This window comes from Xenorhabdus budapestensis (assembly GCF_002632465.1).
GTDB classification, from domain to species: Bacteria; Pseudomonadota; Gammaproteobacteria; order Enterobacterales; family Enterobacteriaceae; genus Xenorhabdus; species Xenorhabdus budapestensis.
In genome coordinates, this window is record NZ_NIBS01000010.1 from 1 (window position 1) to 22,464 (window position 22,464).

Genomic DNA, 22,464 nt, shown 5'->3' on the forward strand with positions numbered 1-22,464 from the left:
TAGCCTTTTGTTCCTTTATTTCTCTATTTTTGACGACTTAAAGTTATAAAGGAGCGGCTATGTCATTTCAACTCATCATAAAAGTCGAGCATCGCGTTAAAGTATTCAAAAACGAATCTGAAGGATTTAGCACGTTTATCAACTGGCTGGCTCATCATGGTTTCAATCATGTCCATATTTGTATGGAGGCGACGGGGATTGACTGGGAAGCGTTTGCTGAATATCTGGTCGATAAAGGTTTGACCGTCAGCGTTATCAATCCTGCGCAAATCAAAGCGTTCAGCATGTCCTTACTGATCAGAAGCAAAATCGATCGGGGAGATGCCAGAGTGATCAGTGATTTTTGTTTCGAACGAAAACCGGCAGTATGGCTGGCGCCTTCTGCTTCGGAACAGGGACTACGGGCTCTGGTATTAAGACTGGAATCTTTGCGAAAGATGCGAACGCCGGAGAGCAACCGTCTCCATGTAGCGAAAGAGAATGTGACTAAAAGCATTACAGACCATATCGCCTGGCTTAATCATGAAATCGAGATATTGCAGGGCGACATTCTGCTCCTGATTAACGGAAATGCAGAGATGAAACAGAAGAAAAAACTACTGGAAAGCATCCCGGGGCTGGGTGTGCAAACTGCGGCTGTATTGTTGTCTTTTGGTATTGATCCTGGTCGTTTTGTCAATGCGCGGCAGGCAGCTGCTTATGCGGGTGTTGATCCCCGATTGAATGAATCTGGCAGCTGTGTGAAGGGGCGACCACGATTATCCAAAACGGGGCATGCTTTTTTACGCAAATCCCTTTATATGCCAGCAATGACAACACTTTTTAGAACGGCGTGGGGAAAGCATTTTTATTCCCGTCTTACCGCCGCCGGAAAGGCGCCAAAGTTAATCATCGGCGCAATGATGCGCCAGCTCATCCACGTGGCATTTGGGGTTCTTAAAACAGAGAAAAGCTTTGATCAAAGTTTACATTGTGTTTGACAGGAAACACAGTATCTATCTTCAACCGTATTTTTTAAGAAGTCAACTGATGGTAAGACTCATCCCATATCTGGCTATTTCTAACCATTGCGTTAATGATGGTCAGAAGCTTACGCATACAGGCAACCAGAGCCACTTTTTTGGGCTTACCTGCTGCTACCAGACGGGTGTAAAAATGCCTGATAACCGAGTTGCCACAAGTGTGGCCATATACAGCGTTGCACGAACGCTGGCTCTTCCACCAAAGATTGTGCGTCGTCCGCGCATTTTCCCCGAGTCGCGATTAATCGGGGCGACACCAATAAGCGCGCTGATTTCGCGACGCGAAAGTTTACCCAGTTCAGGAACCTCAGCCAGCAAAGTCGCAATGGTAGCCGCGCCAATCCCCTTTACACTGCTGAACAAATCAGACAACACCTTGAAATGTTCTCTGACGTGTTTATCCATATTCCGGTCAATAAGAGCCAATTCTTTTTCCAGCGCATCAATGATTGCCTTAATGCTCTTACGACTCTGTGGATGAGAAGGATACAATCGGTTACGTTCTGCAACCAGCATAGAAATCAACTGGCGTCTGCGCACAACCATTGCCGCGAGAACTTGCCGTTCAATGTCAGGCAGGGAGCGAATAAATCGTTCTCTGTCTGGATGGCGATTAATAACTTCGCCCATCTGGGCCAGCATTCTGGCGTCAATGCTGTCTGTCTTAGCCAGATAACCCATAGACCGGGCAAAATCACGAGCCTGCCTGGGATTAATGACGGCGATGTCAAAACCTTCAGACTGGAGAAAGCACGCTACAGCACTCTCCAACCCTCCGGTCGCCTCCATAAGGATCAGGGAGATAGTTTGTTGTTCCCGGAGTTTTGCCAGGATGACATCAAAACCGTCAGTATCGTTACTGACCGTAAACGATGTTACTGTTCCAGCAGAAACATCCAGAGAAGATTTAGATACATCAATACCAACACACAGCGGATCCAGCAAACTCATATTGACCCACCCTTGCATATACGAAATGTTATCAGGCAACTGTTCGGGTTTCAGATGAGCAGCTCAGTTCATGCGTCATTTGCTCCAGTGCGGGCTTCAAAGCCCAGGGATCCATCGGACTACATGAACCTTGCTAAACCCAGTCATTATTTATTCTATACGGGTTTCAAGATACAAGGAACCTTACCAGATTGCATTGAACCCATCTCCACCGAAGGACGCCCTGCTGAGCGGTTGCTTGAAATCCGGGATCAACTGGAAGATGCCATTCAGGACAGTCTGGACGAGGACGATATTTCACCGTGGGTGGTGCAGTTTTTTTGTCAGGATGAGGATGACCCTTCCGGTTATCTCAATACCTTGCGGGATTATGTGAAACCGTGGGCACAGGGCACGGCCTTTACTGATGCCTTTTTGGCAGAATCGGAACGTCATCTGAACAGCATCGCCCGGCCTGACGGGATATTTCAGGATTCTCTTATTACTGGGCAGCCGTGGCGGGGGCAGCAGCGCCAGACCCGCATGGTAGTCTACCGATGGCAGCCCTCCAACAACAAATCCCGTATTGACAATCTTTTACTGTCATCTGTCGCAGCGCTCAATCAGATCTGTGAACGACTGGTCTCCTCACTGGCATCGGCCGGTATTATGGCGACCCGACAAGATGGCGAACAAATTCACCGCTGGTTACTGCGCCATTTTAATCCGGCACCGGACTGGGGCATGGCAAAAGCCGATTTTTACCGGGCGGTACGTTATGAATCCCCGACACAGTCCGATCTCCCGGTGAATAATGATTTTGCCGAAAGCCTGTGGTTTACTCCGCCGGTGTCGGATCCCGAGAAGGGTGTCTGGTGGATTGACGGTCTGCCGCATAAAGCGGTTCCAGTTGAGCGTCTGCGCCGCCCACTTGAACCGGGCACCCTGACAGGGGACGTGAAATGGAGGGATAATATCAACGAGCTAATGGATATGATGCCGGAAGGCACCGTGGTAACGCTGACCATCGTGGCGCAGGACCGGCTTGAAGAGAGTTTTACCCGGTTGGCGAGAAACGCCGTGGGAGAAAATACCGAATCAGTACGTGTCCGGTAGAATGTGCAGGAAGTAAAGGAATTACTGGGGCGACGCCATAAACTGTATCGCAGTGCACTGACCTTTCTGGTGCGCGGTAAGGGTTTAGACAATCTGAATCATCGGGTACATCAGTTATCCTCAACGTTACTGGTGGCAGGATTACAGTCTGTGCTGAATGCCTATTTGCGTGCCCTGCCGATGGGCTTTAACCCGCAGAAGGACAAAAAACACTGGCTTACCCGTCTGAGCTGGGTGCAACATCTGGCGGGACTCTTGCCGATGACCAGCCGTTCGACAGGCACCGGGCAGCCGGGGTCCAGCTTTTTTTACCGGGGCGGGGCGCCGCTGACCTTTGATCCGATGAACAAACAGGATCGTACCCAGAATGCCCATTTATTGCTGTTTGGCCCGACTGGAGCAGGCAAATCCGCCACCCTGTGTGCTTCCTTCGTGCAACTGATGGCCATCCACCGCCCGCGCCTGTTTATTGTGGAAGCGGGAAACAGTTTTGGTTTACTGGCCGATTATTACGCCAGCCTGGGGCTGACAGTTAATAAAATCGGCATCAAACTGGGCTGTGGCGTCAGTCTGGCACTGTTTGCGGATGCGTATCAACTGCTGCAACTCAGCCCGAAACAACTGTGCATTAATGAAGCTGATATTCCGGATACCGATGAATCTCAGGATGAAGGGGATGAACAGAGTAATATTCTGGGTGAGATGGAAATTGCCGCCCGACTGATGATCACGGGTGGTGAGAAAAAAGAGGAAGAACGCCTGACCCGTTCCGACCGAGGGGGTGATCCGTGAAGCCATTATGATAGCAGCACACACCAGCTATGAGGCAGGGTGTCAGATGGTGGCCTCAGACTTACAGAATGCCCTCTATACCATCGCCCGCAATCATCGGCAGGATGAGCACGGCCAACCTTTGATAACCGCCCACCGTCGGGCACGGGCGGATGAAATGGCCGGCGCCATGTCGATGTTCACGCAAAGCTTTGAAGGGGAACTGTTTAACCGACCCGGCACACCGTGGCCGGAAGTGGATGTCGCTCTGATTGATTTGGGCACGCTGGCGCGAGAAAACTACTCGGCACAGATGGCACTGGCAATGGTGTCACTGATTAACACCGTGAATAATTTGGCGGAACGTGACCAATATCAGGACAGAGAACTGCAATTGGTGATAGACGAAGGGCATATCACCACCACCAACCCGCTGCTCTCTCCCTATATGACCAAAGTCGTCAAGATGTGGCGTAAACTGGGGGCCTGGTTGTGGCTCGCAACCCAAAACCTCTCCGACTACCCGGATACGGCTGAAAGATGCTGAATATGGCGGAATGGTGGCTGTGTCTCACGATGCCACCGGATGAAGTGGAGCAAATTTCCCGGTTCAAAAAACTGACCGAAGAGCAGAAAGCCGTATTGCTCTTTGCCAGTAAACTCCCTCGTTGTTATACCGAAGGCGTGGTGTTGGCGAAAAAAATCGAAGCCTTGTTTCGGGTCGTGCCGTCAAGCTTCTATCTGGCACTGGGTATGACGGAAAAAGAAGAAAAGGATGAGCGATGGACGTTAATGCGGGAGCACAAGTGCAGTGAACTGGAGGCGGCTGTTTGGGTGGCAAGAAGGATGGACGTTGCACGGGGTTTTTTCACCGAAAGTTGCGATTAAAGCACCCAGTCTCCTGACCATAAGCCATAGTACGAGTAAGGATTCAAAAAATGTTTTTACGATTCTATTCTCTCCCCACACCAATATAAATTGTACTTATCTCATGTATCTTATTGAATTACATGTTTATATTAAGTAAAAAAATAGGTATCTGCTGGCTGTATTGATCGTTATTCAATATTTTATGCTGGATAACTCTAAAGTATTATATTGAAATAATACAAAGAGAAAAAAATCATAATAACCGTGATAATAATCACAAAATAAAACGGCAGGAATAGCAATATTGAGTTCTTTAATTTATTAATACATTTCATTGTTGAGTGTTATCGGAAGTTGAAGTGGGCACTCAAAAAGGTAACCGCACATACCATATATTTATCTAGGACTACATTTGGATATTTAAATCACCAAAAATGCCAACTTAACTTCTGCTAGGTTGGCATTTCCTAGACCTGCTGTTACTGATGAAATAGATTAACTCAGAACTGAATGAAGTAAGTTTACCCAAATAGATTACTCATTATCTAAATTTTCAATAATTGCTTGTCTAATAATTAATTTTGCCGCCCAAGTCATTAAATTGACAATTTCATCATTTTCTAAGCAAAAACTATCTTTCAGCACAACCATGGCTTCTGTACCGTATAATACTGAAAGTAACATAATAATTTTGTGTATTGTATCATCGTTAAGCTGATTTTTGAGCGGCTCTAAGGCAAGTGTAAGTGATTCCTTACGGTTACTTTTCTTTAAAATAGAAGACTGACCACCATTCTTTTCATCGGATACTGCTTCTTGCCAACGCAATTGAGAAATACGCAGAGCATCTCTCATTAATGCTTCATTTTTTTCTATTTGACCATAACCCCATTTGAATAACCTTTCGACATTCTCTTCTGCATCAGATCCCGTTTTGGGCGCTACAAAAGACCCAATAACCTGCTTAACAACATACTCCACAAATTCATTATGAGTTTGAAAGTAACTACGTAAAGTTATTTTGGCATATTCGGCCTCTTCAGCAATTTCTTTGGGAGACGGAAACGTTTTTTTATCATATAACTTTAGGGCGGCTTTAGTCATCCTCTCAAGAGTACGGCGTCGGATTGGTGATAGATTCTTTTCATCAAATAATATCATTCAAATACCTTAAAAGGGTTGGCTGGTGATGGTCCAAAATTAACAAATATTTTTAGCGATTAAAAATATCACATGAGATAAAAAATATCTTGCATGGTATAAAATATTAGCATAACTTTATATTCAGTTTTTATAAAATCTTTTTTCATGTCCACGGAGTCAGCGATATGAGTCGGTTTGTAGGGATAATAGGAACAGCAGATACAAAATTAGAAGAGCTTGTCTGGCTGAAATCTTGTTTACATCACGCAGGCGTTGATTCAACGATTATTGATGTATCGACATCACTAGCTGTAGAAAATAAACAGAACGAGGAGATAGATATATCTCCGTTACAAGTCGCAGAATATCACCCAGAAGGTGTTGATTTCGTTTTCTGTGGTGAGAGGGGCAAAGCGATCACTGCAATGTCTATTGCGCTTACGAATTTTCTACGTAATTCAATTGATGATATAGCAGGCATAATTGGTATTGGTGGTTCAGGTGGTACAGCACTGATCACCCCCGCTATGCAGGATCTATCAATCGGATTACCTAAAATAATGGTATCAACGATGGCATCAGGAAACGTTTCAGGTTACGTGGGTGCCAGTGATATTGCTATGCTCTATACCGTCACCGATCTCTGTGGATTGAACCGCGTTTCCCGCTCAATATTAACGAATGCTGCAAATATGATGGCAGGTTCTGTCAGTTATACAGTGCCACAAGTCAGAACAAATAAACCGGCTTTAGGGTTGACCATGTTTGGTGTCACAACGCCTTGCGTTAACCAGCTCATAGCTAAATTAGATACCCAATATGACTGTTTGACTTTTCATGCAACCGGTAACGGTGGAGCAAGCATGGAAAAATTAGCTAATAATGGAGAACTATCAGGTTTTCTTGACATTACATTAACAGAAATTGCTGATCTGTTATTTGGAGGCGTGCTGAGCTGTCCTGGTACTCGTCTGGATGTTATTGCTGAAAAGAACATTCCTTGGGTGGGTAGTGCTGGTGCTTTAGACATGGTTAATTTTGGTTCAAAAGAGACGATCCCTGAACGCTATAGAGATAGATTATTTGTCGAACACAATGCTCAGGTCACGTTAATGAGAACCACACCTAAAGAAAACTATCAGCTTGGTGTTTGGATAGGAAACAAGCTGAACAAGTGTCACGGTTCCATTCGTTTCATTATTCCTGAAGGTGGGTTTTCTGCACTGGACTGCCCAGGAAAACCTTTCTACTTACCGACGGCAACGCAGGCTTTTTGTGATGGACTGGAAAAAACGATGGTTCAGACAGAACAAAGGAAAATTATAAAAACACCTTTCCATATTAATTCACCTCAGTTTTGTTCTCTTGCTAAACAACAGCTTGAAGAAATTATGTAACACCAGGGAATTTTTTATGAAGCAATATGATCAGATAATTAGAATAATTAAACAAAAAGTTGAGCGTAACGAACCCATTATTGGCGCAGGTGCAGGCACTGGACTCTCAGCCCGTTGTGAAGAAATGGGAGGGGTAGACCTCATTATTGTATATAACTCAGGTCGTTACAGAATGGCTGGTAGAGGATCATTAGCCGGATTAATGCCATATGGTAATGCAAACCAAATCGTCAGAGAAATGGGAAATGAAGTACTGCCGATAGTTAAAAAAACCCCGGTATTGGCAGGAGTTTGTGGCACTGATCCGTTCTGTAATATTTCCCTTTTTCTGGATGAACTGAAAGCTCAGGGATTTGCTGGAGTTCAAAATTTTCCAACAGTCGGGCTTATTGATGGAAAGTTCAGACAAAATCTGGAAGAAACCGGTATGGGTTATGAACTGGAAGTCGAATTGATCCGTCTGGCACATAAAAAGGGAATGCTGACCACGCCTTATGTTTTTAACACAGAAGAGGCGGTGGCGATGGCAGAAGCTGGAGCTGATATTATCGTTGTGCATATGGGGTTAACTACTGGCGGTGATGTTGGTGCTCATACATCACATGATTTGGATTCTTGTGTATCGCTGATTAATGAATGCGTTTTGGCGGCTAAGACGGTCCGTGATGATATCATTATTCTGTGCCACGGTGGGCCGATTGCAGAACCTGAAGATGTCGCTTATGTTATAGCTTCTTGCCCTGATTGTCACGGTTTTTTCGGTGCCAGCTCTATAGAACGGTTACCAACAGAAACAGCCATCAAAAACACGGTTCAAACTTTAAAAGGGTTAAGCAAGAATAATAAAATTTAGTGTCAATATAATTAATTGTATTGATGTTAGTGTTAACTATTTTGTAGCGAAAATAATAATGATGTTTATGAAGAACATCATTATTAAATAAAACTCATGTAATATGGGGGTTTTTAAGTCTGTATGATTTTCCTACTAAAATTTAACAGTCACGACATTGTAGATATGGCTTTTTGTTTCTATAACATAGATAATGTTTTATTTTTGTTCTAATTTTTAAAGGTTATTAATTTCCGCAATATAATGATTGCGTTGGTTAATTATTTCTTGTGTGGAGTTAATAATAAATTTCAATCAGGTTATTTAATAAATTTCACGAAATTTTATAAATAGATATTTAAAAGCATTAACAACTGCTTGGCTAGCTTGTTAAGCTTAAAATATTCAAGCAATAAGAATAGAAAATAAATTAGTTTATTAATAGAAGTATTTGCAAGAGCAACTCACGTAAAGTTATCTATGGCATTTTTGCATTTATACCATAAAGTTTAAAAGGTGAAATAATGGATACATCAATCAAAATAAAAAGAGACGAAGCACTTAAACTTGAGTTAAAAGGGTTAACAATTGACGTATCACCTAATAAAATAACCAGTGAGTTATTAGAAAGCTGGATTACCGATCGTGTTGTGGAAGCTCTCGAAAAAGTTGGTTTTACTGAGTCCTCCGTAAAAGTAAAGGTGACAGAATAGTTAACACAATAGCTTAAAGGCAACAGGGAAGCTCATTTTCATCATTCATTCACTTATTGTTATGCTAAAACTGGACATAAACTGTAATGGTGTGATGGACAACCTCATGTTTATCAGACGCTAAAAGGATCATCGTTCCTATGGGTACTGGGCACCAAAACCAGTCACCGAAATGGCGAAAAAAGAAGAAAAAGCCGAGCGGTGGACGTTAATGCGGGAACACCAGTGCAGTGAATTGGAGGCGGCGGTTTTGGCCGTTTTATTTCTTCAAAAGTGGACTGCTCTTCCGACATTTTTAACATATCAGTTATAATATTTTTAAATTCTTTCGGGCATTGCGTCTGTTTCACTTCCGCGTAAACACAGCGGCCAAAATGACTGGAATTGTTTGTGTAATTGTATTTTCTGATAGTCAGAACATATATTCCCGGTGGCGGTTCACACCCTTTTATGTCAGTGGATTCATAAGCGAGACAGTGCATCCATAATCGCAATAAAAAGGGATCTCGCCATTAATAAGAAGAAACCAGCCTTCTGGAAAGGTTATTTCGTTTTGCGTTGGATTTATCATGTATTGTCTTCCTTTTCAAAATTGATAATTGTGGTCAGAGTGTATCAGTCGGCGCTGCCGCCTGCCTGCCTTTTTCCAGCAGGGAGTGCCCCTACTGCAACTTCGTCAGAAGTTTTTTCATTGACATGGTGTCATTTTCCTTATTTTCATGGGATTTCTGCTGTTTTCCTCCCAGTTTCCCCTGACTTATGTCACCCGATAGCCGGGTAGGAAAGGCGCAGGCAAAGCCCGTTCTTCATGCATGTCCTTTTTGCTCATTATGATGATGTGCTGACTGTTTTATCGGCATATTTTTCATTAAGTTCATTACAAATTTTGTCAGCCGGCTAATCCGGGCTGTTATTACATCGGCATGTTGGATATGTTTTAACGGGCCGGTACGTTTATTTTTCATTTTCAGAAAATCAATTACGGGCTGACTTTTACCGTGGCTTTCTTCACGCTGGTCTGATTGTGTGCAACCGGGACAAAAAGGATGAGAAAATAGTGTGTAGCGTTTTTGCTGGGATGGGGTGTGTCGGTGCGGGCACGGTGGTGTATACCGACCGTCAGCACATGCCCGTTAACCTTTCTCCGGAAACACAGGTCGTCTGGCTGGATGCGGCCGAACAACAGCAAAAGCAAATCTTCACTCTGCTTTCCGCCGATCCGCAGCAAGCGGCTATTCAGGCACAGGCTATGCTGCAATCACCCCAATGGCATCAGCAGGAACAGCAACTGATCAAGGCTTATCGTGCCGTGGTGCAGGCATGGCAATTAGGCGTGCAAAAGTATCCGGCCGTGGTGTATGGCACGGCAGATGTGGCGAAAGCGAATGCGCTCAGGGAGCAACATCAACCATGAGTATTCAACGTGTGACTTTTTCTGCGCTCATTACCCTGATAGCGGCATTTCCCCCAGTTACACAGGCCTCAATCAATACGGCTTAGATTGTCGCCAGCAGTCTCTCATCCGCCTGCATTCAGTGGCGGATCAGCGGCATCTGTTACTGGCTGCTCTGTGGCTTGCACGGTTGTACCGTGAAAACATCGGTTAAGGTGACTCATTACCTCCCCGAAGCAGTGATCTCCACCCATCAAGTTCCCGGGGGCAATCCGTGGTCAGAAATGGCGCAGGTCAGTCAACTTTCCGGCGGACTGGAAAATGCAGTGACCGGGGCGTTATCTCACCTGAATGCCTGTGGGGGTAATCATAATGTCCAGATTGCCGGGCAGCGGCGTACCAGCCTACGTTTCAAATATGCCGATGCCATCGGGCATCCCGCAACCAACCTGATAGGCGGTCAAATCCCCGGTTATTCGTGTCGCAGTGCGGCCACCCCGTTGGTGCCTTATTTTCTCAGCACACTGGATACCGTGGCGTGGCGCTCCGGTTTTCCGGAATCGTTCTATCCGGAAGCCCTCATTCCCGGTCAACGGGAGCTGGGCCGCCAGATGGCCGGCAATATGTGGGGCAATATTTATCCGCGCTCAGGGTTTGTCAATCAAACCGATGATGACAAGGCTGCGGCAGTGGTCGCGCAACGGATCGCAGATATCATCACCCGAACCAGGCAACCCCATGTTTATCAGACACTGAAAGGTACACGCACCGCCGGTTACTGGCCGCCAGAATCAGTCACCGAAAATACCGGTACCAAAAATCACCAATGGCAGCGGTTATCACCGACGTTAAGTCAGTCCTGTGCCGTGTTTCCGGATGGTGAGCACACGGCTGCAAGCAATGGCAATCAGTCGTATGCCTTATGGCAGCCTTACAGTTGCTGCCAGCGGCGGGGGCAACGTTTTCTCAGCAGTACGGATATCTGAAAAAGGGATAGATAATGACGAAAATAAGCACGTTATTGCTGATAATCAGCGGGCTGACCATTACTTCTGTACAGGCCAATGTAGCGGGTCTGTCCCTGACATTGCCACAGGTGAACCGGAGCGCACTGGGTTATGGGGCAGAAGCCAGCGGTGCGGTTTCCGATACGCTGTTCTATACCCAGGGGGACGGTTCGGTGATTTCTGAACCCGCCAGTCGCAGTGGCTCCACCACACTCGGCGGGCTGGAGCTGGGCTGGCGTTCGGATTTGATATGCGGCAATTTTGACCTGAAAGCCACTGTCAGCAACCAGTTGAACGGTATCACGGCCGGGTTTAAGAACCTGATGAGTGATGTCATTCAGGGCTCCACCGGTGCCGTGGCCAGCCTGCCGGCGATGATTATCCAGCGGGCCAATCCGGGATTGTATGACATGCTGACCAACGGGGTCTTGCAGGCTAATGTGGCGTTCGATAAAGCCCAGTTCCATTGTCAGGCCATGGCCAATAAAATGATGGATTTTGCGCAGAACACCAAATGGACTCAGTCGGCGGCCTTGCAGGAATATAAGAATCTGGTTAACGGCGGAGATGGCGATGCGGTGCGTGTCAATAACGCCGGCAGCAAAGCGACCGGCACCAGTGGGCATCCGTGGATTGGAGGGCAACGGCAGGGGGGTAAGAGGCAGAATGCCATTCGTCCGACCCGAGATTTAGCCAGTGCCGATTTTAATATGATGAACCAGCTGCCGGTACTGAGCCAGTCACCGGTCAGCACCCTCAATTGGAGGGCAGTGCCTGTCGTAAATTCAGCAATGCCCATGAAGCGGCCGAAGCGGTGGTCAGCGTACTGGGCGATCGGGCCATCCGCACCTGTGCTCAGGCGGCAGAATGCATCAGTGATGGAGAGAAGCACCAACCGGGCCCAACCGTCGCGGGCACGGGTTTTGCCCCGATGCTGGAAGCACATACCAAAACCAATACGGAACAGCTGGTGAAACTGGTCAGTGGCACGGAAAAACCGACGAGGGCCAATCTGGCGAAACTGAAAACCGGCAGTCTGGCGGTAACCAAAGGCGTGATTCAGGCATTGCAGCGAGACCCGGCCAGGGCTGCCCTTACGGGGCGTTTAGCTGGTGAATTGGCGATGGCGGAAACGACCGAAACGGCGTTGCTGATGCGGCGGATGCTTATCACCGGGATGTCTGAACCCAGCGCAGGCGGAAGGGGAACGGCGGATTGAGGCACTGGACCGGGAAATCAATGCGTTAAGAAATGAAATGTAGTTGAAACGCGAACTGGCCCACAATGCCATTCTGACCATTATTGAGCGGGACACCCCGCGCATCAGGATGCATCCGCAAAAACAGGTTCCGGACAGCACCGATGCCTGGTTTTATCAGCTGGAAGCGCCAAATCGTGAGCGCAGGTAAGGCGGATGATGATAGAGAAGCGTTCCGTATTCAGAAAAGGGGTTGCGTCATCACTGGTCATCGCTTTGGTAATGGCCATCACTTTAGCGATAGGTTGTGAAGGTTTGTCAGCACGACAAGCCAGAACTTCGCTCCTTCATTTTCGGCCAGCCATAAGCCCAGCAATTCCTTGTGACCTTCGGTATTAATGCCTAACGCGATGAAGACCGATTTATTGATAATTCGGTTATCCTGACGTACTTTGACCACCAAGCAGTCCAGATAAACAATCGGATATAGGCTATCTAAGGGGCGATTCTGCCACTCAATGACCTGCTCTTTGACTGCATCAGTGACCTTGGCTATCAGTGACGGTGAAACATCTGCATCATAGAGTACTTTGAAAGCACCCGCGATATCTCGGGTGGTCATCCCTCTGGCGTACAAGGCCAGTATCTGGCTGTCCATACCGGTAATCCGCGTTTGATTTTTTCTGACAATTTGAGGTTCAAAGATGCTTTCACGATCACGGGGAATTTGCAGAGGTAGCTCACCTTCTTCAGTCAGCAACGTTTTAGAGGAATAGCCATTACGGGTATTGGAGCCCAATTTTGGCGGGTGCTTTTCATGGCCCAGATGAGCGGCCAACTCAGCGTTAAGCGCGGTTTCAACGGTCAGTTTTTTGAGGAAACGGGAGAGCTGGCTTAAATCTTCCGGGGTTTTGAGGTTTTTAGTCAGCTCAGTAGCCAAGGCGTGTAACTGTTTCTCGTCCATCTTGTCACCTGTTTTAGTTGATAAATTAAACATACCAAAAACAGGCAATTACACAAATTTAGAAACAGGGTCTAGAACAACGTCACTTTCAGAGAAAATAAGTATCAGAGGAAATTAGCAGATATGGCGATACAAGATGAAATTCATAATAAAAAGGTCAGGTGGCATTAGGTTCATTAAAAGAGCGGGCCACAAGGCCCACCGTAACCCAAAATAGATTAGAAACCTTCCCTAGTTTCTCTAATTTCTATTTGCTTGTCAAACCGTAAATGTTCATCAAGCGCCAGCGGGATTAACCAACGTAAATTGTAGATAACACTACCCGGTAATGCATCTGTTTCATATATATCAACAACTTCTTTTTCAATAGATTTGGCAGAATAAATTCTGTCATCATGCGTATAGAGAAAATTAACCTGATAAACATCAGGACGAGTTAAAATAGTAAATAACTTCCACTTATCAGGGTTTGTCTCAATTCCTGCTTCTTCAGCAAATTCTCTTGCCATCGCCTGTTGAGAAGTTTCGCCTGTTTCTACTTTCCCACCAATTCCATTAAGTTTCCCTGCTTGCCAACTGGGTTGTAACTTTGAGATAAGGGCAACGTGTTTCTTATCTTTAGAAAACATAAATCCGGTTACATAATGAATCATTATCTTCCTCATTTCATTACTGAACTATTAAAGTTTGATCTCTGTCTGGCTCATGTGAAATATATTTAATCGGAACACCAGCGTAATTCCGGATAAATGTGAGAAAATCAATCAATTCAGCAGGCAGCTCTGTTAAGTGTGTATATGATGAGTTAAGTTCTCCCCAACATTTAAATGTCTTATAAATCGGTTTCACTTTATCGAGCTGTAATAATGCTTCATCACAACAAACAGGTTTACCCCCAATTTCATATGCAATAGCAACTTTTATTTCATGCAAACCAGCTAAAACATCAACATTGGTTATTGCCAGTTCTGTTACCCCGTTAAGTTTTACTGCATGTTTAATTAAACACAAATCCAACCAACCACACCGCCTCGGCCTTTTGGAAACAGTACCATATTCATTTCCACGCCCACGAATGTAATCAGCTTGTTCTGTCAGCAGTTCAGTCGGGAATGGGCCGTTACCTACACGGATCATATAGGCTTTCATTACACCAACAATGTGCATTTTCTGCGCTGGTATGCCTATCATAGCAAAACAGGTTTGAACTAATGTTTGATACGCTACGGTATAAGGATAAGTACCAAAGCTGTTATCTAAGAAAGTCGCTTGTGAGGTTTCAAGTAAAACATCTTCTCCAATATTGAGTAAGTCACCGATTGCTTCATTAGTAAATGTGAAATAAGGCTCGATTTCTTTTTCATATTGATGAATCAGTTCCAGCATTTCTTCAAAATCTAATGCAGCACTTTCATTAAAAACATGGTTAATTTGTTTTTCTCTAATATTCCAAAGAAATTCTAATTTACTCCTCAGCTTTTCTTTATCCAGAGTATCAATAAGCCTGATACCATGCCGGTTAGATTTATCTTCAACACAAGCACCTACACCCACTCCTACCGATCCTATCTTATTTTTACCTTTATATTTCTCCGATGCTTTATTTAGCTCAGCATGTAGTGGTAATACAATATGGCAACGTGGATCAATAGAAATAGTAGAGTGAATATTTTCTCTTTTTATAAAATCAATCTCTTTAACAAGTACAGGAAGACTAATCAAGGCTCCCTGACAGATATAAAGATTTTTTTTACTAAGTGATGCAGGTAATTGTGAGAATGAGCCTCTTACATTGCCATGTTGCACACAATGACCTGCATTTGCCCCTCCATTAAATCGAGTAATGTTATTTACATTACCAGATAAATAGTCAACAAATTTACCCTTTCCTTCATCTCCAAATTGAAGTCCAACTACGGATATTAGCATAGATAAATCTCTTCTAATTACGGATTCATTTAAAATGATATTTTATTTTTAAATAATTACTTGAGTGATTTAATTCTCATATTAAACACCCATATATTTCACAATATAACCCCCTCCTTTTAAAGTCATAATAAGAATATGCCTTTTAAAAGGATGATGATTAAAAATCATTTATTTTGGTGAAGTGTTTTTTGTTATTTACTCACTAAATAATTTACTCACTAAATAATCTGCCATTGATAAAGCCTCACTTAAGGTATCAACAACAGGAACACCTGCTGTTTCAAGGCTTACACGGCTATGAGTTCCACCTGTATAAAGAATGGCATGAGTACCCGCTGCTAATGCTGCAATAGCATCATCAGTTGCATCACCGATTACCACGCTTTTTTCAGGAGAGATATGGAGTTTTTTAATATGGTTCGCTAATTGTTCCGATTTTCCGGTTGTCAATAACAGTGTATTTCTGCCATCTATATGGGTAAAGAATTTTGCAATACCGTGGTTATCAATCATAGGCACTAATTCTTCATGCTGCATGAGTGAGCATAATGATTGTGTTGCACCGGATTGATAACGGATAGCCAATAACTCACTTACCCCTTCTGCTAAATCTGCTTTTTGAATACCAGGACGATAATGGGCATTAAACGTTTTTCCTATTATTGACCATTCAGAAGATGATGGTTCACGCCCAATTATTTGCTTATAGAAAACCTGCACCGGAACACAATAATATTCACGATATTGTTCCAAAGTCAGCGGCTCAATACCAATCTCTGCAAGTGCTAAATTTGTTGCTTTCACTGAAACACTGACATCATTCAGTAATGTGCCATTCCAGTCCCAAATAATATGTGCTGTCGCCATAATTAATTAACTCCCATATTCCAAACTGACTTATTCCAAAACTAACTGGCATGATCTGAACATTCAGGACATTGATGTGCTATATCTTTAAATGCGTCAATAGGTTGCCCACAATTCACCATTTTTTGTGGCATGAGACTCGATAAAAAACCCAATAATTCTGGTGCCCATGTTGAATCTGTTAAGGTGTCATGCAGAACAGACAGTAAACTGTATGAATAGCTAACCCAATCCGCAGTAGTTGTATGAGCATATTTACCATTACTTAAGTACTGATTAGCTAATTGATTCAGTACTTTATGATGTCTGAAACACCAAAGTGTCAATACATCTAACATTTCGGGGCTGAATACACGATCAGGATATCCATACACTTGGGTACGTAATAGTTTCTCCCAGTGTAACTCAATGACTCTTACCTTTGGTCGTACTCCTGTCTAATCCATAACCAAGTTACTTACCTGACGTAAAGTGTCCCCTGTTCCACAATTATCATCAATAACTGTAATAGATTTCCCAAATGAAATATTACGTCCCCAAATATTATTGTTATTACAGGGTGCATCGTCATAACGTGAAACTTTTACTAAATTGAGTTCACTATCCCATGCTACAGCAGTTATTGCTGCTGCTGCTCCCCCTAGCATGATTCCGACAACTGAAGAATTTGGACATTTGTCAATTTGTGCCGCTGCTAACGCTAGCAGATGATTGTCTCCCTCAATAAATGTTCTGGGGACTTGATGTTTTGTCGATGCCGGTAGTTTCAAATTATGGAATAAAAAAGTTGAAAAATTGAATTTTTTCCTCATCAATGTTGAGTTGATGACTTCAGCACATGCTTTTACCCCATCAATAAAGGGCACAATATCTTCATTAACAACCTGTGGAACATTTAATAAGTTATCGATAATCCGCAGCAGTTTCACCAGACTATGATCAGCTAATATGTATTTTGAAGGCGCTGAACATTGTTTATCTGCACACTGAAGTTTAACAATAAGATCCGCATAATGTTGCACTGTTGCCAACAACTCACTACAGGTTTTGGGTTCGTAATAAGCCGTTCCACGAGAGCTGATAAATCTCTCATTCTTTGTAACTAAACCCGGAATCGCCATGACTTCTTTTGTCAAATAGCTTGTTTCAGGTATGCCACGTAATTCGCCCAATAATCCAATAGCACGAAGATCTAAAGCAGGTGAAAAAAACTCAGACATCTTCATCACTCTAGGGATTGTATTGCCGCAAGAGCATTTTCGAGAGGAACTTTGCCGATATGTAATGCCTGACCAAGAATAGCGCCTTCAACTCCCAAATTGGACATTCCAGCTAAAACACGGAGGTCATCTATACTTGATACTCCACCGCCAGCAATTACTGGTGATGAGGTTTTTGTACAAACTTCACGCAATAACGTAAAATTCGGAGAACTCATCATACCGCCCAGCGCAATGGCGATCTTATCACCATATTCAGCAATAGCTCTGGCACACCAATCTGGATTTTCCAATACTGCGGTTCCTAAATTCACTCGTTGGCATCCGGTTGCTAATACCTGGCTCAAAATCTCTTCATTCCTGATACCACCGCAGACTTGTACATTAATATCAACTGCGGCAATAACATCTGCAATAAGATGGTTGTTTGAACCTCGCCCCGATGCGGCATCAAGGTCAACAACATGTATCCATTTCGCTCCGGCATTTTGCCAAGCTAACGCAACTTCTGCCGGAGTGCCTAAAGGTCTCCGTAATGTTGAGCTTTCACCACGAGTTAAGCGAATTGCAGAATTTGATGTCATCGCTATTCCATCAACAATATCTACAGAGGGGAATACATCAAATATTTCCGTATTTATCATTTACACACCTAATTAATTACAGTTCTATATTTTTAATTGATAGAAAGTATGGTTAACACTATCACTGATCACTTAATAAATAGAGAGTTATTTTGATTCACTAAACATGGTTTCATTAGTTTATTTTAATGATTTCAGTTAACCGTTTCTCAAATCCATAATAACTAAATGAAATGACTTTTTAGCAAAGTTATTTTGTTACATGTCTATATTTTTATAGTAACCAAAAAAATTTATCATCATAGTGATAATAACTTTTTATTTAATTAAAATTAGATAATTATCAAACATGTTATTTATGCAAAACATCTCTTCACAAACAGTAACCTTCTTCTTCAAGAAAATATTATCAAGTTAAAAGCGAGGGTAACAAAAAATATAATTCAATTATTTTTTATATACATATTACCTATCTTATTTATTATCTGGATATTCGTGACAATATAATCACTGCCTCTGATTATAGCCTGTATCTTCACCTGTTATCTTCTGGACTAAATTATACCGATCACCGTTACCATTAAGTACAATCAATTGATGATCAAATTTACGATACAACTATAATGCGTGAATGCGTATTCTTTCCATGTTCGCCATATGCCGGACAATTCAAATTCACTTTTATGTCAGAAAAAAGAGGAATTCTATGAAATCGCGTGCTGCCGTTGCTTTTGGCCCAAACAGACCTCTCGAACTTGTTGAAATTGACGTAGCACCACCGAAGGCCGGTGAAGTAATGATAAAAATCAGCCACACAGGTGTTTGCCATACTGATGCTTTCACTCTTTCAGGTGATGACCCTGAAGGGATATTCCCTGTTGTTCTCGGGCATGAAGGAGCTGGTGTAGTGATTGAGGTCGGTGAAGGTGTAACCAGCGTAAAACCCGGTGATCATGCCATCCCGTTATATACGGCTGAATGTGGCAAATGTGAATTTTGCCAATCCAGTAAAACTAACCTTTGTATTGCCGTTCGCGACACACAAGGAAAAGGCCTGATGCCCGATGGTACAACGCGTTTTTCTTACAATGGACAACCTGTTTATCACTACATGGGATGTTCTACATTCAGTGAATACACGGTAGTTGCTGAAGTCTCACTGGCAAAAATCAATCCAGAAGCCAATCATGAACATGTTTGCCTGTTAGGTTGTGGCGTCACGACGGGGATCGGAGCTGTACATAATACTGCCAAAGTTCAACCGGGAGACTCTGTAGCAGTTTTCGGTCTGGGTGGAATTGGGCTTGCCGTGATCCAAGGAGCTCGTCAGGCTAAGGCCGGACGTATTATTGCTATTGATACCAATCCAGCTAAGTTCGAGCTAGCCAAGCAATTCGGTGCCACTGACTGCATTAATCCCAATGATCACGACAAACCGATTCAACAGGTTATTCTGGATATGACAAAGTGGGGAGTTGACCACTCTTTCGAATGTATTGGTAACGTCAATGTGATGCGCGCAGCTCTCGAAAGTGCCCATCGTGGTTGGGGACAATCAGTCATTATCGGTGTTGCTGGCGCCGGACAAGAAATTTCTACTCGTCCATTCCAGCTTGTTACCGGGCGAACATGGAAAGGAACGGCTTTCGGCGGAGTTAAAGGCCGTAGTCAATTACCGGGAATGGTGAAAGATGTAATGAAAGGGAAAATTGAACTTGAACCTTTCGTAACCCATAAAATGCCATTGGAAAGCATTAATGAAGCCTTTGATCTGATGCACGAAGGTAAATCTATTCGGACAGTGATTCATTATTAATTGAATAACTGTTACAGGAACAACCAGATATAAACCATAAAAGATATAAACCATATAGTTGAAGAACCTGAACCTACAATTTTAGAGAGAAAAGCCATGGAAAGAATTGAACATCGTGCCTGTTTTGGCGGATGGCAGGATATCTATCAACATGAATCCAATTCCCTGAATTGTCAGATGAAATTTTCAATTTTTCTGCCACCTCAGATTAAAGAAAAGAAATTACCTGTATTGTACTGGCTCTCTGGCTTAACCTGTACTGAGCAGAATTTCATTACAAAAGCCGGAGCTCAACGCTACGCAACTGAACATGGTGTTGTCATTGTCGCTCCGGATACCAGCCCTAGAGGGCATGATATCGCTGATGCCCCTTCATATAATATTGGAAAAGGGGCAGGGTTTTATCTCAATGCATTAAAACAACCCTGGGAGCCACATTACCGCATGTACGATTATGTGGTTTCAGAGCTGCCTGAATTGGTTGAGGCATACTTTGCTGTCACTGGTGTGCGGGCAATCAGTGGGCACTCTATGGGTGGACATGGTGCGATAGTCATTGCGCTGAGAAACCCGCAATGTTATTGCAGTGTATCAGCGTTTTCTCCTATTGTGGCACCAAGTCAGGTTCCTTGGGGGGAAAAGGCATTTTCCGCCTATCTGGGAGAAGACAGGTCGCTATGGAAACAGTATGACACAGTAGAATTGATCAAAAATGCAAAAGCGACAGAACAGCTTCCAATTTTTATTGATCAAGGAACTGATGATGAGTTTCTGAATAACCAATTATGTACCTATTTATTACAGAATATTTGTGATGAAACAAATTACCCTGTGACAATAAATTTTCGTCCTGATTATGATCATAGCTACTATTTTATTGCTAGTTTTATCGGTGAGCATATCGCTTATCATGCAAAAGCAATGCAAGAATATGCTAAAAAGCAGTAATTTTTAAACTAATATCCTATGTCACTAGCAAAAACTGTAAATTACTTTTTTGCTAATTATGAATTGGTTTCCAGAGCATTACTCTTAATTTATTGTTCAATGAACTGGATACCAATCATATAAGAAATACCCCGGATTATGTTATTGAAAGTTGCTCGCGTTTAAATCTGATTTGCGATAGCATCTGCGCCCTTTTGACGATTTTTCCACGATTGAAGACGAGGCAACATATGTTCATCGGTTTTGACTATGGCACATCAAATTGCGCAGTAGCGGAAATGATCGGAAATACGCCACAATTGATTGCTATCGAAAATGACAACTTCTATATGCCTTCTGCTCTGGCAGCACCAACCCGAGAATCAGTTTCTGAGCACCTATTTCGTCACAGAAAAATCAGCCCGAGTTCTCCAGCCGGAGAACAATTGCTCCGTAGTTCAATTAATACAAATCGTGAGGAAGGTATAGAGCTTCTGCCTGAAGATATTGTATTCGGGCAAGCTGCATTGACTCGATATTTAGAAGATCCTCAAGATATTTACTATGTGAAATCACCGAAATCCTTCCTTGGTGCTATGGGACTGAGAGAGGCGCAAATCAGTTCTTTTGAAGATCTGGTTTGCGCCATGATGGCAAACATTAAACAACAGGTAGAAACCAAGACACAACAATGTGTTGAAGAGGTAGTCATTGGGCGGCCAATCAATTTCCACGGGCGTGGTGGTGAAAAGTCGAACCAACAAGCTGAATTAATTCTACTGCAAGCAGCAAAACGGGCGGGATTCCGTAGCATAGAATTTCAATTTGAGCCTGTGGCAGCAGGATTGGAATATGAAGCCACACTGACAGAGAATAAAATTGTTCTGGTTGTTGATATTGGTGGCGGAACAACAGACTGTTCTCTTATTCAAATGGGGCCAGACTGGAGTGGAAAATCTGAACGCAACGACAGCCTATTGGCACATACTGGTCAACGTGTTGGCGGCAATGATCTGGATATTAACCTGACGTTTAAGCAATTGATGCACCCTTTCGGGTTAGGCAGCAAATTTACATCGGGTATTGAAATGCCACTCATCCAGTTTTGGAATCCAATTGCTATCAATGACGTACAGGCACAAAAAGAATTCTACTCTCCGCAGAACTTAACCACGTTAAAATCTCTGCATAAAGATGCGCAAGAGCCAGAAAAATTAGCGCGGTTATTGAAAGTTTATCATGAGACACTGGGGTATAGTCTGGTACGCAGTGCCGAAGAAGCTAAGATCGCACTGTCAAAAGACAGTGAATATCGCATTAAATTAAACTTATTATCAGAGGTAATTGAAGTTGGGATTCAACGTGAACAGATGATTGCAGCTATCGAATCCACCAAAACGAAAATGACCAGACTTGTTAGTGAGGCCGTAGTTCAGGGAGGAGTTAAACCGGACGTTATTTTTATGACCGGAGGTTCAGCAAGCTCTCCTATTCTGCAACGGGCAGTTGAACAAGTGTTGCCAAATGTTCCATTGGTTCAGTGGTAACTACTTTGGTTCTGTCACAACGGGTTTAGCACGCTGGGCGAAAATTTGTTTTTCTTGAATTTGATGTGTGCAGTTCAGAGTTAATCTGACAAGGAATTTTGGTCACGAATTCAACACGTTGTTCTTTAGATATAATAGCCATTTTTTGATGAGGGAGAATTTTAGTGGCAACGGTTGAAGTGAAGTGTCGCTTTTGCGATCAGACAAAAGATGTC

At 43.4% G+C, this 22,464-nt stretch carries 15 protein-coding genes and 5 pseudogenes; 12 read left to right on the forward strand and 8 right to left on the reverse strand.

What is annotated here, in order from left to right:
* Positions 1-59 precede the first annotated feature (59 nt).
* On the forward strand, positions 60-980 hold the full coding sequence (locus tag Xbud_RS10425; RefSeq protein ID WP_099136014.1) for an IS110 family RNA-guided transposase: 921 nt from the start codon (positions 60-62) through the stop codon (positions 978-980).
* Positions 981-1,014: 34 nt separating this feature from the next.
* Here Xbud_RS10425 and Xbud_RS10430 read toward each other — a convergent pair.
* Positions 1,015-1,973: pseudogene (locus Xbud_RS10430) on the reverse strand (IS110 family RNA-guided transposase).
* Positions 1,974-2,168: 195 nt separating this feature from the next.
* Here Xbud_RS10430 and Xbud_RS10435 point away from each other — a divergent pair.
* Positions 2,169-4,727, forward strand: a pseudogene (locus Xbud_RS10435) (conjugative transfer ATPase); the annotation flags it as partial.
* A gap of 516 nt (positions 4,728-5,243) precedes the next feature.
* On the opposite strand, the gene Xbud_RS10440 reads toward Xbud_RS10435, so the two are convergent.
* Complete coding sequence (locus Xbud_RS10440; protein WP_099136015.1) at positions 5,244-5,870, reverse strand: hypothetical protein; 627 nt, start codon at positions 5,868-5,870, stop codon at positions 5,244-5,246.
* Between the two features lie 167 nt (positions 5,871-6,037).
* Between Xbud_RS10440 and Xbud_RS10445 the strand changes: the two genes are divergently transcribed.
* The 7 genes and pseudogenes from Xbud_RS10445 to Xbud_RS10475 all read left to right on the forward strand — a co-directional run bounded on the left by Xbud_RS10445 (position 6,038) and on the right by Xbud_RS10475 (position 12,603).
* Positions 6,038-7,249: a Tm-1-like ATP-binding domain-containing protein gene (locus Xbud_RS10445; RefSeq protein ID WP_099136016.1), complete on the forward strand. Its 1,212-nt coding sequence runs from the start codon at positions 6,038-6,040 to the stop codon at positions 7,247-7,249.
* A gap of 16 nt (positions 7,250-7,265) precedes the next feature.
* Positions 7,266-8,102 (forward strand): phosphoenolpyruvate hydrolase family protein, encoded by an 837-nt coding sequence (locus tag Xbud_RS10450; protein ID WP_099136017.1) that lies wholly within the window; start codon positions 7,266-7,268, stop codon positions 8,100-8,102.
* A gap of 503 nt (positions 8,103-8,605) precedes the next feature.
* Positions 8,606-8,794 carry a hypothetical protein gene (locus Xbud_RS10455; RefSeq protein WP_099136018.1) on the forward strand — a complete coding sequence of 63 codons (189 nt, stop codon included), beginning with the start codon at positions 8,606-8,608 and terminating at the stop codon, positions 8,792-8,794.
* A 1,078-nt stretch (positions 8,795-9,872) separates the two neighbouring features.
* Positions 9,873-10,208, forward strand: coding sequence for a TIGR03757 family integrating conjugative element protein (locus Xbud_RS10465; RefSeq protein ID WP_099136019.1), 336 nt, complete (start codon positions 9,873-9,875; stop codon positions 10,206-10,208).
* Complete coding sequence (locus Xbud_RS20490) at positions 10,180-10,401, forward strand: hypothetical protein (RefSeq protein ID WP_244589915.1); 222 nt, start codon at positions 10,180-10,182, stop codon at positions 10,399-10,401. The genes Xbud_RS10465 and Xbud_RS20490 overlap by 29 nt, the downstream gene beginning before the upstream one ends.
* On the forward strand, positions 10,295-11,173 hold the full coding sequence (locus Xbud_RS10470; protein WP_244589922.1) for a TIGR03756 family integrating conjugative element protein: 879 nt from the start codon (positions 10,295-10,297) through the stop codon (positions 11,171-11,173). The genes Xbud_RS20490 and Xbud_RS10470 overlap by 107 nt, the downstream gene beginning before the upstream one ends.
* A 14-nt stretch (positions 11,174-11,187) precedes the next feature.
* Positions 11,188-12,603, forward strand: a pseudogene (locus Xbud_RS10475) (integrating conjugative element protein).
* An 84-nt stretch (positions 12,604-12,687) separates the two neighbouring features.
* On the opposite strand, the pseudogene Xbud_RS10480 reads toward Xbud_RS10475, so the two are convergent.
* The 6 genes and pseudogenes from Xbud_RS10480 to Xbud_RS10505 all read right to left on the reverse strand — a co-directional run.
* Positions 12,688-13,356 (reverse strand): annotated as a pseudogene (locus tag Xbud_RS10480) (IS256 family transposase); the annotation flags it as partial.
* Between the two features lie 218 nt (positions 13,357-13,574).
* Entirely contained in the window at positions 13,575-14,009 is a 435-nt protein-coding gene (locus Xbud_RS10485) for an NUDIX domain-containing protein (RefSeq protein WP_099136020.1), read from the reverse strand.
* 16 nt (positions 14,010-14,025) lie between these two features.
* Positions 14,026-15,285, reverse strand: coding sequence for an adenylosuccinate synthase (locus tag Xbud_RS10490; protein WP_099136021.1), 1,260 nt, complete (start codon positions 15,283-15,285; stop codon positions 14,026-14,028).
* Positions 15,286-15,483: 198 nt separating this feature from the next.
* Complete coding sequence (locus Xbud_RS10495; RefSeq protein ID WP_099136022.1) at positions 15,484-16,155, reverse strand: HAD family hydrolase; 672 nt, start codon at positions 16,153-16,155, stop codon at positions 15,484-15,486.
* A 437-nt stretch (positions 16,156-16,592) separates the two neighbouring features.
* Positions 16,593-17,375 carry a hypothetical protein gene (locus tag Xbud_RS10500; protein ID WP_244589916.1) on the reverse strand — a complete coding sequence of 261 codons (783 nt, stop codon included), beginning with the start codon at positions 17,373-17,375 and terminating at the stop codon, positions 16,593-16,595.
* Between the two features lie 5 nt (positions 17,376-17,380).
* Positions 17,381-18,019, reverse strand: a complete 639-nt coding sequence (locus tag Xbud_RS10505) for a HisA/HisF-related TIM barrel protein (protein ID WP_099136023.1) — start codon at positions 18,017-18,019, stop codon at positions 17,381-17,383.
* Positions 18,020-18,665: 646 nt separating this feature from the next.
* Here Xbud_RS10505 and Xbud_RS10510 point away from each other — a divergent pair.
* From Xbud_RS10510 to yegD, 3 genes and pseudogenes are all read left to right on the forward strand, one after another.
* A complete protein-coding gene (locus Xbud_RS10510) occupies positions 18,666-19,775 on the forward strand; it encodes an S-(hydroxymethyl)glutathione dehydrogenase/class III alcohol dehydrogenase (RefSeq protein ID WP_099136024.1) in 1,110 nt (369 codons plus the stop codon).
* A 96-nt stretch (positions 19,776-19,871) separates the two neighbouring features.
* On the forward strand, positions 19,872-20,723 hold the full coding sequence (gene fghA / locus Xbud_RS10515; protein WP_099136025.1) for an S-formylglutathione hydrolase: 852 nt from the start codon (positions 19,872-19,874) through the stop codon (positions 20,721-20,723).
* Positions 20,724-20,953: 230 nt separating this feature from the next.
* A pseudogene (yegD, locus tag Xbud_RS10520) lies at positions 20,954-22,307 on the forward strand (molecular chaperone).
* The last annotated feature ends 157 nt before the right edge of the window (positions 22,308-22,464 follow it).

What these genes read in the sequence shown, in the direction of transcription:
- Xbud_RS10500 (WP_244589916.1), bottom strand. Translation starts at nt 17,375, where the DNA reads ATGTCTGAGTTTTTTTCACCTGCTTTAGATCTTCGTGCTATTGGATTA.
- Xbud_RS10485 (WP_099136020.1), bottom strand. Translation starts at nt 14,009, where the DNA reads ATGATTCATTATGTAACCGGATTTATGTTTTCTAAAGATAAGAAACAC.
- Xbud_RS10510 (WP_099136024.1), top strand. Translation starts at nt 18,666, where the DNA reads ATGAAATCGCGTGCTGCCGTTGCTTTTGGCCCAAACAGACCTCTCGAA.
- Xbud_RS20490 (WP_244589915.1), top strand. Translation starts at nt 10,180, where the DNA reads ATGCGCTCAGGGAGCAACATCAACCATGAGTATTCAACGTGTGACTTT.
- Xbud_RS10440 (WP_099136015.1), bottom strand. Translation starts at nt 5,870, where the DNA reads ATGATATTATTTGATGAAAAGAATCTATCACCAATCCGACGCCGTACT.
- Xbud_RS10455 (WP_099136018.1), top strand. Translation starts at nt 8,606, where the DNA reads ATGGATACATCAATCAAAATAAAAAGAGACGAAGCACTTAAACTTGAG.
- Xbud_RS10505 (WP_099136023.1), bottom strand. Translation starts at nt 18,019, where the DNA reads ATGATAAATACGGAAATATTTGATGTATTCCCCTCTGTAGATATTGTT.
- Xbud_RS10465 (WP_099136019.1), top strand. Translation starts at nt 9,873, where the DNA reads ATGGGGTGTGTCGGTGCGGGCACGGTGGTGTATACCGACCGTCAGCAC.
- fghA (WP_099136025.1), top strand. Translation starts at nt 19,872, where the DNA reads ATGGAAAGAATTGAACATCGTGCCTGTTTTGGCGGATGGCAGGATATC.
- Xbud_RS10450 (WP_099136017.1), top strand. Translation starts at nt 7,266, where the DNA reads ATGAAGCAATATGATCAGATAATTAGAATAATTAAACAAAAAGTTGAG.
- Xbud_RS10490 (WP_099136021.1), bottom strand. Translation starts at nt 15,285, where the DNA reads ATGCTAATATCCGTAGTTGGACTTCAATTTGGAGATGAAGGAAAGGGT.
- Xbud_RS10425 (WP_099136014.1), top strand. Translation starts at nt 60, where the DNA reads ATGTCATTTCAACTCATCATAAAAGTCGAGCATCGCGTTAAAGTATTC.
- Xbud_RS10495 (WP_099136022.1), bottom strand. Translation starts at nt 16,155, where the DNA reads ATGGCGACAGCACATATTATTTGGGACTGGAATGGCACATTACTGAAT.
- Xbud_RS10445 (WP_099136016.1), top strand. Translation starts at nt 6,038, where the DNA reads ATGAGTCGGTTTGTAGGGATAATAGGAACAGCAGATACAAAATTAGAA.